Origin of the sequence: Flagellimonas olearia (genome assembly GCF_009184425.1) — a bacterium.
GTDB classification, from domain to species: Bacteria; Bacteroidota; Bacteroidia; order Flavobacteriales; family Flavobacteriaceae; genus Flagellimonas; species Flagellimonas olearia.
In genome coordinates this window covers 1,148,267-1,163,769 of record NZ_WELG01000002.1, presented here as the reverse complement: position 1 = coordinate 1,163,769, position 15,503 = coordinate 1,148,267, and the positions used below count along the sequence as shown (strand labels likewise).

Annotated in this window: 13 protein-coding genes; 9 read left to right on the top strand and 4 right to left on the bottom strand. The window is 45.0% G+C overall.

The annotated features are described in order from the left end of the window. Positions 1-4 precede the first annotated feature (4 nt). Positions 5-1,099 carry a carbohydrate-binding family 9-like protein gene (locus F8C76_RS14625; protein ID WP_249042428.1) on the bottom strand — a complete coding sequence of 365 codons (1,095 nt, stop codon included), beginning with the start codon at positions 1,097-1,099 and terminating at the stop codon, positions 5-7. Between the two features lie 195 nt (positions 1,100-1,294). On the opposite strand from F8C76_RS14625, the gene F8C76_RS14620 reads away from it, so the two are divergent. After that, entirely contained in the window at positions 1,295-2,377 is a 1,083-nt protein-coding gene (locus tag F8C76_RS14620; RefSeq protein WP_152132418.1) for a sensor histidine kinase, read from the top strand. After that, entirely contained in the window at positions 2,374-3,105 is a 732-nt protein-coding gene (locus F8C76_RS14615) for a LytR/AlgR family response regulator transcription factor (RefSeq protein ID WP_129655750.1), read from the top strand. Before F8C76_RS14620 ends, F8C76_RS14615 begins: the two co-directional genes overlap by 4 nt. Positions 3,106-3,109: 4 nt before the next feature. Here F8C76_RS14615 and F8C76_RS14610 read toward each other — a convergent pair whose 3' ends face one another. The 3 genes from F8C76_RS14610 to F8C76_RS14600 form a co-directional block, all read right to left on the bottom strand. Further along, positions 3,110-4,078 carry a sialidase family protein gene (locus F8C76_RS14610; RefSeq protein WP_249042427.1) on the bottom strand — a complete coding sequence of 323 codons (969 nt, stop codon included), beginning with the start codon at positions 4,076-4,078 and terminating at the stop codon, positions 3,110-3,112. A gap of 137 nt (positions 4,079-4,215) precedes the next feature. After that, the gene (locus tag F8C76_RS14605) at positions 4,216-4,929 is read right to left on the bottom strand and encodes a gluconate 2-dehydrogenase subunit 3 family protein (RefSeq protein ID WP_152132417.1); all 714 of its coding nucleotides are present in this window, start codon (positions 4,927-4,929) and stop codon (positions 4,216-4,218) included. 3 nt (positions 4,930-4,932) lie between these two features. Continuing rightward, positions 4,933-6,654, bottom strand: a complete 1,722-nt coding sequence (locus F8C76_RS14600) for a GMC family oxidoreductase (RefSeq protein ID WP_129655754.1) — start codon at positions 6,652-6,654, stop codon at positions 4,933-4,935. Between the two features lie 400 nt (positions 6,655-7,054). On the opposite strand from F8C76_RS14600, the gene F8C76_RS14595 reads away from it, so the two are divergent. From F8C76_RS14595 to F8C76_RS14565, 7 genes are all read left to right on the top strand, one after another. Continuing rightward, a complete protein-coding gene (locus F8C76_RS14595; RefSeq protein ID WP_152132416.1) occupies positions 7,055-7,924 on the top strand; it encodes an AraC family transcriptional regulator in 870 nt (289 codons plus the stop codon). A gap of 103 nt (positions 7,925-8,027) precedes the next feature. Next, on the top strand, positions 8,028-9,344 hold the full coding sequence (locus F8C76_RS14590; RefSeq protein ID WP_152132415.1) for an L-fuconate dehydratase: 1,317 nt from the start codon (positions 8,028-8,030) through the stop codon (positions 9,342-9,344). Continuing rightward, positions 9,341-10,681: an alpha-L-fucosidase gene (locus tag F8C76_RS14585; protein ID WP_152132414.1), complete on the top strand. Its 1,341-nt coding sequence runs from the start codon at positions 9,341-9,343 to the stop codon at positions 10,679-10,681. The genes F8C76_RS14590 and F8C76_RS14585 overlap by 4 nt, the downstream gene beginning before the upstream one ends. Further along, positions 10,678-12,285, top strand: a complete 1,608-nt coding sequence (locus F8C76_RS14580; RefSeq protein ID WP_152132413.1) for a sulfatase family protein — start codon at positions 10,678-10,680, stop codon at positions 12,283-12,285. The genes F8C76_RS14585 and F8C76_RS14580 overlap by 4 nt, the downstream gene beginning before the upstream one ends. Before the next feature lie 13 nt (positions 12,286-12,298). Then, positions 12,299-13,069, top strand: a complete 771-nt coding sequence (locus F8C76_RS14575; protein ID WP_152132412.1) for an SDR family NAD(P)-dependent oxidoreductase — start codon at positions 12,299-12,301, stop codon at positions 13,067-13,069. Positions 13,070-13,142: 73 nt separating this feature from the next. Next, the gene (locus F8C76_RS14570; protein WP_152132411.1) at positions 13,143-14,000 is read left to right on the top strand and encodes a fumarylacetoacetate hydrolase family protein; all 858 of its coding nucleotides are present in this window, start codon (positions 13,143-13,145) and stop codon (positions 13,998-14,000) included. A gap of 25 nt (positions 14,001-14,025) precedes the next feature. Beyond that, positions 14,026-15,498, top strand: coding sequence for a sulfatase family protein (locus F8C76_RS14565; RefSeq protein ID WP_152132410.1), 1,473 nt, complete (start codon positions 14,026-14,028; stop codon positions 15,496-15,498). Positions 15,499-15,503 lie beyond the last annotated feature (5 nt).

Genomic DNA, 15,503 nt, shown 5'->3' with positions numbered 1-15,503 from the left:
GCGTTTATGGATGGTATTTCCCATCTTCCTGGATCAGGTATAATTTTCCAGTGAACGGACTCTTTGCTTGAATGGACCAACCGGCTCTGTGTACCTCCAAATCAATCTCCACTTTGGTGCCATTGGCCAATAGAGGTTTTGTTGGAAGTTCACTTAGCTTCTGGGCCCATTTCTTGTTTTTAGAAAAAAACTTTTTTTGATCGCGGTAGAACCTATACAACAGCCATCTAATTTGTTCATCTTTTGGAATTGCAAAGGTATCCGGGTTCCCAGCCTCGTTGGGTGAAAAATAAGCATAACCCCAATGCTCCGGTTCATGCATGTTTATAACCCCCTGGGGAGACCAGACCCAATTGTATTCCCTTAGAAATTTACCATTGGCATCCTTCTTACGGTAATATTTTCCTTCAATCAGGTCAAAATCCCAATTGACCCTGGAGAAATTGATGCGCCAAAAATCCCCTTCGGGAACTTTATTACTGCCACTGGTCTCTTTCAAAACAGCCCAAGGCATGGCCACTTCCACACTCCATCCCTTATCAATGTCAGACGGGTCGTTCAAGGTACCCTCTATATTCACTCCTGTTTTAAGACCCAGTATTTCCCAACTGTCCACGATTGCCCCAGGCTCCCGGTACGGTTTTGTCAATAAAAGGTCCCAGACTGTATTCAAGGCGTTCATTTCAAATTCGAAATAATTATGCGTATCCCCATCGGGGTCAATAAAGATTTCAAAATCGTTGTTATAAAAGATGACCGTATCCCGTTGCTTTAAGTTTGCCCAGACATGGGGCTCCTTGAGTTCGGCATAGAAGTATAGATAGTTTTCATCCCAAAGCATCCTGACATTGGTTTGATAGGTCGGAGTTTTCACCCCTTCGATATCAATAAAATTTTCTGAAATCTGGGCCTTACCCCATACTTCCTCCTTGGCCATTCCATCAATCTGCATGGGTTCATTGGTCTTATAAACCACCATGGACCGAGGCTCTCCTATGTTTTGGCCCCAACTGACCATAGATCCCACCATAAATAAACCAACCAATACTTTTTGAGCCATGTCTTTCATTCCGAACATCCGTATTCTTGTATTACGCATTAACGATCCCTACCCCTTATTGTCCAATATTCCACAATAGAAATAAATTCCTTTCTTTGCGAAAAAGGAAGGAACTGGCCGAAGTCGAATCAGGATATTTGTAAAAATTCCTAATTTAATCTGTATTTAGGGCTCTTTATTAGACCAATAACAGCTATCCGAGGCTAAATGTTAAAATAAAGCAACCTTTTGTTCATGTATTTGCAAAAACAGCTCAAGAATAAATTTTTGGTGGATGCCGTCGCAGATTATAAAATCACGGCATGGCACCATATTGTCTTCTGGGCCATCTATTTTACTTTTAATTTTTTGAGATGGGGCAGCTACTACAATGACTATCTGTATTCCTTCAAATCCAACCTTTTGGGATTTCCCATTCATATTACGCTTACCTACTTTACCATTTACTATCTGATTCCAAAATTCATATTCAAGCGAAAATTTTTCACTTTCATTATCATCTTGGTATCCAGTATTTTTTTAATGGTGTACATAAAATACCTGCTCACCTATTATCTGATCAGTCACAATGTTTGGCCAGAGGGCCCTGCAACTTACAGTCTCACATTAAACTTCACTATAGTTATGATGCTGGGGGAACTCTACGTAATCTCTTTTGTGACCTCCATTAAACTGACCATGGACTGGTTACGGGAGACCGGAAGAGTGGCCAAATTGGAAAAAGAACAGTTGGAAACTGAGCTACGATTTTTAAGGGCGCAGATATCGCCACACTTTTTTTTCAACACCTTAAACAACATTTACTCCCTTAGCTTGGAAAAGTCCGACAAAACCCCGGAGACCATCATAAAACTTTCCGATCTTATGCGCTATGTATTGTATGAGACCAAGGACAAGGACCAAAGTTTATCCAAGGAAATTGTATTTATACAAAACTACTTGGACTTGGAAAAAATACGCTACACCCAAAACCTGCAACTTGATTTTGAGGTCATAGGTAATCCCAAAGGAAAAAAAATTGCACCCATGTTATTGGTCCAATTCATTGAAAATGCCTTTAAACATGGAGCCAACCAAAACATTGGAAAAGTTCGGATAAGCATCCAAATCAAGATAGAGGATACGTTTCTACACTTTAGGGTCAGCAATACAAGACCCAAAAATCCTGTGTTGCCCATCAAAAAGAAAACAGGGGGTATTGGACTTTCCAATGTGGAGAAAAGATTGAAATTGCGATATGGTGATGATGAATACCAATTGGGTATCCATGAAGAATTGGATGAATATATTGTAAACCTAAAGCTAAAGCTCAGATGAAGCTCAAATGTGTAATAATAGATGATGAACCTTTGGCTGTAAAGGTGATACAGAACTACATTTCCCAAATCAAGGAATTGGAGGAAATAAAGTCTTTCAACAATGCCATTGACAGTCTTCCCTTTATTAGGGAACACAAACCCGATTTGCTCTTTTTGGACATCAACATGCCCATTATTGACGGTTTCAGTTTTTTGGACAGCTTGGACAATAAACCCATGGTGGTCATCACCTCGGCCCACGCCGAGCATGCCGCCAAAGGTTTTGACTTGGAAGTATTGGACTATTTGGTAAAACCCATTGCCTTGCCACGATTCATCAAAGCTGTGAACAAAGCTGTGGCCCATGTCCAAAAACATCCAAAATGGGAAGGCTTGCGGGAGCATGTGTTTGTAAAGGTGGATAAGAAAAAAATGAAGAAAATTCACTTGGATGAGATCATTCTTGTGGAAAGTCTCAAGGACTATATCAAGATTGTGACCACCAATGGCAACCATGTGGTGCACAAAACCCTAAGTGCCTTTACCGATGAGATTTCCAACGAAAGGTTCATACGAATCCACCGGTCCTACACCGTATCCTTGGACAAAATCGAAGCCTTGGAAGGGAATAGTGTGGAAATCGGAGGAAAGCGATATGTAATTGGCAGAAGTTATCTTGAAGATGTAAAGGCCCGTATTTTAGACCAATCCATCTCTCCAGGAAATAAATCGGATTCAACCGATTAGATTACTATTGCTGGTCCACCTGTAGTTTTATGTACTTGATTTTTGACCTATCGTAGGTATAGGATATATGAATAATCCCTTGGTCATCTTGGATGATGGCCGGATAACTGTATTCCCCTTCTTTATGGTCTTCCAGTATTAGGACATCGGCCCATTCATTGCCATCAACACTATACGCCAGATGTAGTTTTTCCCGGCCATTGGACCAATCTTCACCACTAACACCGGGGTTATACACCATTAAATACCCCCCTTTCTTTAACGAAACCGCATCTATACCACTATTGGGATTGGGAACGGAAGTTGTGGACGCCATGGACCAGGTCAACCCGGAATCACTGCTCACACTCTCCATGATCACATCCTGATTACTACGCAGCAATGCTTTTATATTTCCATTCGGGAGTTGCAACAATGTAGGTTGAATGGTTTTAACGCCTTCCTCTGAGGGGATATGGGACTTGGTCCACGTAGCGCCGCCATCAGCGGATATTTCCACATGGGATTTCCAAATGGCACCCTCTTCACTTTCTACGCTTGACGGACTCAAAACAAGTTCATCACCAACTTGAATAGGCTTATTCTTGATGGGGCCCAATATTCCTTCAGGTAATCGATGGGATTTGGACCAAGCCTCTTTATTGACATCCATGATGGAGTACATGCCCCACCAAGTGGAAGGGGAAGGCCCTACTTTGTAGAACAATACAACCTCATCCCGATTATTTTTAAACAACACAGGATTCCAACAAGGGTATCTAAGGGTATCGTTGACCACCCCATCGGCAACTAATTTTGGGTAACTCCAATTTCCGCTGGTGTTGGAGCTGGTATAAATGGCTACGTCAGGGTGTCTTTCATGGGTGCCCGCGAACCAAGCAGCCATCACCGAGCCATTGCCCATCCCAATTAAAGTGGAAGCATGGCACTGGGCAAAAGGAGCTTCTATAAAAATAAATTCTTCCGAAAGCACCTTCACTTTCGGAGCAGGAAGATCCTGGGAAAAACCAAAGGCCCAGAACAGACATACAAATGTCCATATACCGGGCCTTATTATTTTATATATCCCTGCATGGTGCAAGGCTAAAGAATTATTTAGTGAAAACAAAATCAGCTAATGAGATTACCTTCCTCGTCCCATTCAGCAACAATGTTTCGTTTGCTTTGGTCCACACATTTGGCCAACCACTCAGGTTCGTAGGACACTCCATGCTGATCAAGGACATCTTGGGGAACACCATCCCAAACATTGGGCATGTTTCCTTTATAACCCAGTTCCTCAATTCCAATTTTTGAGGTATAGAATCCTGTCATGGTATGGTTCCTAACCAAAGAAAAGAAGTTCACCTCAAAGGGTCTTTCACTGGAAGGCACATCTGGATCGTAATAGGCAATCCCATCCAGAATACTCTTTTGCTGTTCTTCAGTGGCCGACTTAAATTCCGTTCCAAATTCGGTATTGCTCTTGTGATCCAACCACATCAATCCTCCCCTAAGATCCACCTGCATTTGCGGAAGATCTTTGGCCATGAACTCAATGAAGGGAACCACCTCGGCATCTGAAGCGCTTTTAAACTCAGAACCGCCTGGTAAGATCAAATCGCAAAGCACGGTCATGGTGGCCGCTTCATGGTCGTTGAAAAAGCGTTCCCGCTCCAACTCGGCCACATGTTCATTTTCCCTATCGGTACGCCATTTTACGGCTGTGGAATCGATGGCAGCTTCTTCCAATGGGGCCTCTGCTCCGGGCTTACATCCGTTGATGGCCAAACCTCCGGCCACAGAACCCAATACAATCGATTTTAAACTTTTCCTTCTATCCATGTCCTATAGGTTTTGTTTTTTCAATTGGTCTACTATATACTCTGAAGCCCTCCATGAGAGTGCCAAAATTGTCCACGTACAGTTTTTGTCGGCTTGGGACACAAAAGGTCCGGCATCCACCACAAAAACGTTGTCCGCATCGTGCAGTTGTTGGTACTTATTGGTTACCGATGTTCTTGGGTCGTCTCCCATACGGGTGGTTCCCACTTCGTGGATGATACGTCCCGGGGTGTGCAGACCGTAATCCGCCTCTTTTCCAGGCTTGCTTCCAAGCACCTCTCCACCTAGATTGGTCAGTATTTGCTCAAAGGTATCGTGCATGTGAATGGCTTGCTTATGCTCATATTCCGACCATTTATAATGGAAACGCAATACAGGGATACCCCATTCATCCACGGTGTTGGGGTCTATCTCACAATAGTTATCCTTATAGGCGATGGACTCCCCACGTCCACTTAGGCCCACCAAGGCACCATAGTATTTTTTGGCATCACTACGGAGTACATCCCCATATCCACCGACTTTAGTTCCGAAGAATTTATTGAACTCGTTGACATTGAAGCCAAAACCATAACTAGGCATACCCATACCACCCCATATTTCAATATGGTAGCCCCTTGGGAAATCCAATTTGGAATTATCGCCCCACCAAGGTGAGTACACATGCATTCCTCCTACCCCATCTTCATTGTAAGACACCTTTCGGTTCATCAAATCTGGAACGAAAGCCATTCTATCCGCACCTGTGGAATCATGGAGATATTTACCCACAATATCACTACTGTTCCCCAATCCGTTGGGGTGTTGCGGACTCTTGGAGTTCATCAAGATCCTGGCAGTACTACAGGCAGAAGCCCCCAATACCACCACTTTGCCCTTGAGCTTATATTCTTTTCTATCTTCTTTATTGATATAGGAAACTCCGGTTGCCTTACCTTCATCATCAACCGTTACTTCACGAACCACACAGTTCACGAACAGGTCCACCTGTCCCCTACTCTTTTGGGCTGGGAAAATTAAACAGGTCCCTGCCGAAAAATCGGCATATACCTGACAGGCACGGCTACACTGCCCGCAGTAGAAACAGACCCCTCTATCATTGTTGATCCGCTTGGTAAGCATGGACATCCGGGAAGGATATACCGGAACACCGGTTTTTCTTGCTCCTTTGATATAGAAAAGTTCGTGTAGTCTTGGTTTTGGGGGAGGAAGGAAAAAACCATCAGGATTGTTGTGGATGTTTTCCTTGGTTCCAAACACTCCGATCATTTTGTCTACCTTGTCGTAGTAAGGCTTTACATCATCGTAGCTTATGGGCCAATCATCTCCATGACCATCAATACTTTTATGTTTAAAGTCATCAGGGCCAAAACGCAAAGAGATACGTCCCCAGTGATTGGTACGCCCTCCCAACATGTGTGAACGGAACCAATCGAACTTGGTCCCATCCTTATGGGTATAGGGCTCACCTTCAATTTCCCAACCTCCGTAGGCAGAGTCAAAATCCCCAAAGGGACGTACCGTACCGGCTCCCCTTCTGGGTGACTCATAGGGCCATCTTAGCTGGGTTTTCTGTTCTGGATCGGCAGGATCAAAAAACGGACCTGCCTCAACCACGGCCACCTTCAGGCCAGCATCGGCCAATACTTTTGTGGCCATACCTCCACCTGCACCAGAGCCCACGATTATGGCATCATAGACTGTTGAATTTTCTATTATCTGCATTGCGTCAAAACTTCTTTTTTATGAATTAAATGTAGGAATTGGCTCCCCAAGAACGAAAAATAGGGGTAAAAATTCAATACGGCAATAATTGCACATCAAAATCCTGAATTTTCACAGCCAAAACAACTTTTTTATGGCATATTGATAATATTCCCAATTTTCAACAAAGCATCTTTAATTTTTTAGACCAACGACGGGTTCAAATAGATTAACGCATAAAAAAAGTATATAAAACCTTTAAAAAGCAGCTTACATAAATTTTCATTAAAATCCTCTACCGACTCCAACCACAACAATCCTATTCACCTCCCTACAAAGGTTATTCAAGTGTACTTTTTTTACCTAAACAGGTTTGTTTTTATATAATATGTATATTTATGCGCATTGATATTGATATCCCATGAAACTTCACTTGCTAAACCGCAGGAGCAATACCGGTTCTTCCTTTACCATCACGCACAACCGGTATCCCCATTTTTTAAAGATTTGGCACTATCATGCGGAGTTGGAACTGGTGATGATCAAGAAGAGTACGGGCACGCGGTTTATCGGTGACAGCATCCAAAAATTCCAAGTGGGAGAAGTAGTGCTCTTGGGGAAGAACCTACCCCATATGTGGTTAAACGATGAATCCTATTTTGAGGAAGATGTCCCTGATGCCGCCGAAGCCATATCCATCCATTTTACCGAGGATTTTTTAGGTGACCACTTATTCAAGTCCCCTGAATTTTCACATATTGGACTCATGCTTCGTACCGCGTTGAGGGGTATTAAGTTCCATACCATTCCAGCAGCCATTTACGAATCCTTTGAAAACATGCTTTCCTTGGACCCCTTTTCCAAAGCCATAGCCCTCATCGAGCTGCTGAACCAATTGGCCAGACATAAAGAATATGAGTTATTGTCCAGCATTGGATATGTGAACAGCTTTGGACAAATTGAAAATGAAAGACTCCGCAAAGTATACGAATACATTTTTGACAATTTCAAGAGTGATGTCAACTTAAACAATGTGGCCGAATTGGTCGGGATGAACCCATCCGCATTCAGCCGATTCTTTAAAAGGATCCACCGAAAACCTTTTACCCGTTATCTCAACGAAATACGCATTGGATATGCCTGCAAGCTATTGCTTGAAAGTGAGAACAGCATTGCGGGAGCCGCTTATGAATCAGGGTTCAATAACATTTCCAACTTTAATCGACAGTTCAAAGCCATAAAAGCCATTTCCCCTACTGATTACATCAAATCCTACAAAAAATCCGGTTGATTTTGTATTAAGGCAAAAAAAGTACTGAATTCGGTACTTTTTGAGGTAGCGTATAAGCCCTAGCACTTCTAATTTTGGTAAGATTCACACTAGTTTAATCTTTATGCTTACAATAACAGCCCTAGAAGTGCGCGATATCCGCTTTCCTACCAGCAAATCACTGGATGGTTCAGATGCCATGAATCCTGACCCCGATTATTCGGCGGCCTATGTCATTTTAAAAACAGACCATCCCAAGAACCTGGAAGGCCATGGGCTTACCTTTACTATAGGTCGGGGCAATGAAATCTGCGCCGCCGCCATCCAAGCCATGTCCCATTTGGTTGTGGGCAAAAGCTTGGAAAGCTTTACGGCCAACATGGGCGCTTTTTGGAAAATGGTCACAGGTGACAGCCAATTGCGATGGCTGGGACCTGAAAAAGGAGTCATACATCTGGCAACCGGGGCTTTGGTCAATGCCGTTTGGGACCTGTATGCAAAAACAGAGGGGAAACCACTTTGGAAACTCATTGCGGATATGAGCCCAGAAGAACTGCTCTCCTGTGTTGATTTCACATACATTACCGATGCCATTACGCCTGCAGAGGCCTTGGAGATCTTGAAAAAACAGGAGTCCACCAAGAAAGAGCGCATTGATGCTCTATTGAGCGATGGCTACCCTGCCTATACCACCTCAGCAGGTTGGTTGGGTTATTCCGATGAAAAAGTGAGACGCCTATGCCGAGAAGCCAAAGAAGAAGGCTTTTCCCATATGAAGATGAAAGTAGGTTCCGACCTACAGGACGATATGCGTAGGGCGGCACTTATCCGGGAAGAAATTGGGAATGACCTTAAATTGATGATGGACGCCAACCAAAAATGGGATGTGCAGGAAGCCATCGATAATATGGCCCAACTCAAAAAGTTCAACCCATATTGGATCGAGGAGCCTACAAGCCCAGATGATATCTTGGGACATGCCAAAATCGCCAAGGCCGTTGCCCCTATCAAAGTAGCCACGGGGGAACACTGCCAAAATCGGGTCATTTTTAAACAATTGATGCAGGCCGGGTCTTTTGATATTTGCCAGATAGACAGTTGCCGGGTCGGTGGCGTCAATGAAAACCTGGCCATATTGCTCATGGCCGCCAAATTCAATATTCCCGTGTGCCCCCATGCCGGTGGAGTGGGGCTATGCGAGTATGTGCAACACCTCTCCATGATAGACTACATCTGCATTAGTGGTAGCATGGAAGGCCGGGTCATTGAATATGTGGACCACCTCCACGAACATTTCTTGGACCCTGTGGTCATTAAAAACGGGGCCTACATGCCCCCCAGTATGCCTGGGTATAGCATCCAAATGAAAGAACAATCTTTGGAAGACCATGCCTTCCCCAATGGAAAAGTGTGGAACACCCTTCAAACCTCAACCCTATGAAACATCTAGCAAAAATCTGTACTGCCCTAATCCTTTTTTGTAGCCTGCTGGGCCATGGCCAAGGTCAACAAAACTATCAACCTTCTCCCGAAAACCTTGAGGCCAGACAATGGTTCCAAGAAGCCAAGTTTGGATTGTTTGTGCACTGGGGAGTCTACAGCATTCTAGGCGATGGCGAATGGGTCATGAACAATCAGAACATTCCCGTTGATGCCTATGAAAAATTGCCTGCTTTTTTCAACCCGATAGATTTTGATGCTGACGAGTGGGTAAAAATGGCCAAGGATGCCGGTATGAAGTATATCACCATCACCAGCCGGCACCATGATGGCTTTTCCATGTTCGATACCAAGGCAAGCGATTACAACATTGTGGACAGCACTCCCTATGGAAAAGATGTGTTGAAGCAATTGGCCGAGGCGTGCAGAAAACAGGATATCAAACTATTTTTCTATTACTCCCTATTAGATTGGAACCGGGATGATTACTATCCAAGGGGAAGAACAGGCAATGGCATTCCTGGAAGAGGTGAAGGGGAATGGGACGACTATATTGAATTCATGAAGGCCCAGCTAACAGAGCTTTTGACCAATTACGGCGATATCGGTGGAATTTGGTTTGATGGCCATTGGGACCAAAAAGAATGGGACGGCAAGAAATTTGGAAAACTAAAGGTGGATTGGCACTATGATGAAATTTATAAACTAATCCATGACCTTCAACCCCAATGTCTGATCGGGAACAACCACCACATTGCCCCCATTGAAGGAGAAGACTTTCAAATGTTCGAAAAAGACCTTCCCGGAAGAAACACCACAGGCTTTGGCACCTCGGAATCCGACATAGGCCAACTGCCCTTTGAAGTTTGTGAGACCATCAATGGATCGTGGGGTTTCAACCTTCAGGACAGAAAACACAAATCCGAAAAAGAGCTGGTACAGTACATTGTAAAAGCCGCCGGTTATGGTAGCAATCTTTTGCTGAACGTAGGACCAATGCCCAATGGAAAAATCCAGGATGAGCACAAGGAATCCCTAAAACAAATGGGAGACTGGTTGCGTAAAAATGGAGAGACCATTTACGGGACCAAAGCGGGACCTTCGGGCCCAACCGATGAATACGCTACCACCCAAAAAGGGAAAACGATCTACGTGCACCTGTTGCAGAACAAGGACGTGGTCTTTATGGAAGGATTCAACCAACGGATCAAGCAGATAACCTATTACGGTACCCAGCAAAAAGTGACCCATGAACTCAACGATTATGGCCTTTTGTTGAAAATTCCGGAAGACCGTCAAGACCCCATAGATACTATCTTGGAAATAACCCTCAGATGATCACCTATGGCAAACATATAACCACACTGCTGCTATTGGCTTTGCCCATCCTAGGTTGCAAAAAGACCGTAAAGGAGAGCAGTGAAGTTCAGGTACGCCCCAACATCATCTATGTGTTGGCGGATGATTTGGGCTATGGGGATATTGGGGCCTTTAACCCGCATGGGAAAATAAAGACCCCGGCCATAGATCAACTGGCCGCAGAGGGAATGAAATTTACCGATGCCCATACCTCATCGGCGGTATGCACACCAACCCGTTATAGCATTCTCACTGGCCGATACAACTGGCGAAGCCCATTGAAAAGCGGCGTGCTCACCGGGGCTTCAAAAGCACTCATTCCTAACGAAAGGACTACCGTGGCCTCCTTGCTCAAAAAACAGGGTTACCACACCGCATTCATCGGAAAATGGCACTTGGGCTGGGATTGGGCACTTCAATCGACCGACAGCACGCTTGGGGAAGGATGGAACCACGAAGATTTCAGCAACATCGATTTTTCAAAACCGATTACCAACGGCCCCAACAGCCTTGGTTTTGATTATACTTATGGCCATTCGGGCTCTTTGGATATGGCCCCCTATGTCTACGTTGAAAATGGGAAGGCCACCATGGTTCCGAACTCCATCACGGAAGATACCGGCAAATACACCTGGTGGCGCAAGGGTCCTACCTCCAAGGATTTCATCCATGAAGATGTGACTCCCAATTTTTTCAGAAAGTCTTTCGCGCATATCAAGGAAAGAGCCAACAAAGAAGAACCTTTCTTTTTATATCTGGCCTTGCCTTCACCACATACCCCCATCCTTCCCACTGAGGAGTGGCAAGGAAAGAGCAACATCAATCCCTACGCGGATTTCATGATGATGATCGATGATTATATGGGGCAACTGGCCCAAGTTTTAAAGGAAACCGGGATTGAAGAGGAAACCATGGTCATCTTTACCAGCGACAATGGGTGTTCCCCCCAAGCGGATTTTGCCGTTTTGGCTGAAAAAGGACACGACCCCAGCTATGTGTTCCGGGGTCATAAGGCCGATATCTATGAGGGAGGCCATCGGGTTCCCTTCATTGTAAAATGGCCCCAAAAAGTGCAGCCGGGAAGCTCTTCGGACCAGACTATCTGCACCACGGATTTCTTCGCAACTGCTGCAGAAATCACTGGGATCCAACTTCAGGAAAATGAAGGTGAGGACAGTTTTTCCATGCTGCCCTTATTATTGGATTCCCCTTCATCCGACTACGGACGCACATCAATCGTCCATCATTCCATAAACGGGAGTTTTGCCCTACGAAAAGGAAAATGGAAATTGATTTTTGCCCCCGGTTCGGGAGGGTGGAGTTCGCCTAAACCAAATTCAAAAGAAGAGGAAGGTCTTCCGGCGTATCAATTATATGACCTGACCACGGATATATCAGAACAAGAAAACCTTCAAGAAAAATATCCTGAGGTTGTGAAAGAACTAAAAGCGGAGATGATATCCTTGATCGCCAATGGACGAAGCACGCCAGGCAACACCCAATCCAACGAAATGCCTTTGAATGGGAAGCTTTGGAAACAGATAGTACAATTTACCGACGCGAACAGTTCGGCTTCAAACTAAAACCAATTTACAGATGAGCGCATTCAATTTAAAAGGAAAAATAGCTTTGATCACCGGTGGTGCCAGTGGTATTGGAAAGGCTATTTCCCTAAAGTTTGCCGAGAATGGGGCCACGGTCCACCTTTTAGAGTACAACAGTGAAGAAGGAGAGAAAACCGCCCAAGAAATCCAGGATTTGGGAGGCACTGCATATTTTCATCAATGCGATGTTTCCAATCACCAACAGGTAAAGCAAGTCATCAACGGGATTCCCCAAGTGAACATTTTGGTCAACAATGCCGGGATAGCCCATGTGGGCAATATTGAAGGTACTTCGGAAGCCGATATGGACCGACTGTACCAAGTGAACATCAAAGGAGTCTATAACTGCATCCATGCCGTTATTGGCAGAATGAAGGAGCAAGGCTCTGGGGTTATCCTTAACATGGCCTCCATTGCCTCATCGGTGGGCATTTCGGATAGGTTTGCCTATTCGATGACCAAAGGGGCCGTGCTGACCATGACCTATTCCGTGGCCAAGGATTATGTGGAAAACGGCATCCGATGTAACTGCATATCCCCGGCACGGGTACACACCCCTTTTGTGGATGGCTTCTTGGCCAAGAACTATCCGGGCAAGGAAAAGGAAATGTTTGAGAAATTGTCCAAGACCCAACCCATTGGCCGTATGGGAAAACCGGAGGAAGTGGCCAGTCTTGCCCTTTATCTATGTTCCGATGAAGCCTCTTTCATCACAGGAACGGATTTTCCCATTGATGGTGGTTTTATCAAATTGAACGGATAGTGCAAGACCAATCAAAAAGAAACGATTACAGAATATAAAATTCACATAATTCAAAAGCAAAAATACTACCTATATGAAACTGATACGATTTGGTGAAGAAGGAAAAGAGAAACCCGGTGTACAGACGGAAGATGGCAAATGGTTGGATGTTTCAGCCTTTGGCCAAGATTACAACGAAGATTTTTTTGGAGGTGACGGCCTGGCCAGATTAACCGATTGGCTTAAGGAAAATGGTTCCAATTGCCCAGAGGTTTCCAAGGAGACCCGCTTGGGGGCTCCGTTGCAAAGACCATCCAAAATGGTTTGCGTAGGACTAAATTATGCCAAGCATGCCGCCGAAGGTGGTATGGCCGTGCCCAAGGAACCTGTATTGTTCTTCAAGGCCACCTCGGCCATTGTAGGACCCAATGACGATTTGGTCATCCCCAAGAACAGTGAAAAGACGGATTGGGAAGTGGAACTTGCCATTGTTATCAGCAAAAAAGCATCCTATGTTTCCAAAGAACAGGCCTTGGACCATGTGGCCGGTTATGTATTGCACAACGATTACAGCGAACGTGCATTTCAATTGGAACGTGAAGGTCAGTGGGTAAAAGGAAAAAGCTGTGACACCTTTGCCCCTCTTGGACCCTTTATCGCCACTCCCGATGAAATCAAAGACCCTCATGCACTTCGCCTCTGGCTCAAGCTGAATGGGAAGATGATGCAGGACAGCAGCACTTCGGATTTCATCTTTGACATTCCAACACAAATCAGCTACATCAGTCAATTTATGACCCTGCTGCCCGGTGATGTGATTTCCACCGGAACCCCTTTTGGAGTGGGACTGGGCCTAAAACCCCCCACCTACCTAAAACCGGGAGATGTAGTGGAATTGGGCATTGATGGACTGGGAAGTTCAACGCAAACGGCGAAAGCCTACGGTCAATAATTCCTTCAACAGCAAACATGAAAAAATGAAGTGGCCCAAACCAACATACACACTTTTAATCAGCACTTTAGTCTTTTTGGGATGTAAGGACACTCCCAAGGATAGTGCGGATACCTCTTTGGAAAAGCCCAACATCATTTTTCTGTTTACGGACGATCAAAGTTATCGCGACCTTCATGCCCTTGGTAATTTGGAGGTCCGCACCCCGGCCATGGACCAATTGGTGGAAGAAGGCACCACATTTACCCACGCCTACAATATGGGAGGTTGGAACGGTGCCATTTGTGTGGCCTCAAGGGCCATGATCATTAGTGGAAGGTCCGTTTGGCGTGCCCAAGAGGTTTCCAAATCCTTTGCCCAAAACAAGGAATTTGACAAGACTTGGCCCCAGTTGCTAAAAACCGTGGGCTATGAAACCTATATGACAGGCAAGTGGCATATCTCGGCCCCAGCCGATAGTATTTTTGACCATGTGGCACGTTCGCTCCGCGGCATGCCTTTTGACACCCCGGAAGGCTACAATAGGCCACTAAGTGTAAACGATACCCTTTGGCAACCCTGGGACACGGATAGAGGAGGATATTGGAAAGGCGGAAAGCATTGGTCCGAACTGGTTCGGGACGACGCCCTTGGCTTTATTGATAATGCTGCCGATGCCCCTGAACCGTTTTTCATGTACATCGCCTTTAATGCGCCGCATGATCCGCGACAATCGCCCCGGGAATATGTGGAAAGCTATGATGTCAATGATATTGCCCTTCCCGAATCGTTTCTGCCCAAATACCCCTATGCAGAAGCCATGGGAGCCGGGCCAAACCTGCGGGACGAAAAACTGGCCCCTTTTCCGCGTACCGAGTATGCCATAAAAAAGAACCGTCAGGAATACTACGCCATCACAACCCATCTGGATGATCAAATTGCCATGATTCTTTCCAAACTGAAAGAGAAAGGGCTCGACAAAAACACCTACATCTTTTTCACGGCCGACCATGGACTTTCTGTGGGCGAACACGGCCTATTGGGAAAACAGAACATGTACGACCACAGTGTACGGGTACCCTTGATGGTTGTGGGTCCGGACATTCCCAAAGGAAAAAAGGTGGAAAACGACGTGTACCTGCAAGACATTATGGCCACTACCTTACAATTGGCGGGAGTTGAAAAACCCGATTATGTTGAGTTCAATAGTCTGTTGCCCCAAATCAATCAGGACACCGAAGGGCTGGCAGAGGTATATGGGTGTTATGAAAAAGGGTCTCAACGTATGATCCGCAAAGACGGTTGGAAACTTATTGTTTATCCTCGGGCCGCAAAGCTGCGCTTGTATGACCTAACCAACGACCCCAATGAGTTGATGGATGTATCGGAACATCCAGACCAGCAGGAAAAAGTGAAGGCATTATTTACCGACTTGGTAAAACTACAGCAAAAAATGGGGGACACTTTACAACTTGATTCAGACACATATCCACAAACCAAGGAAATGAAAACACTATAAGATCG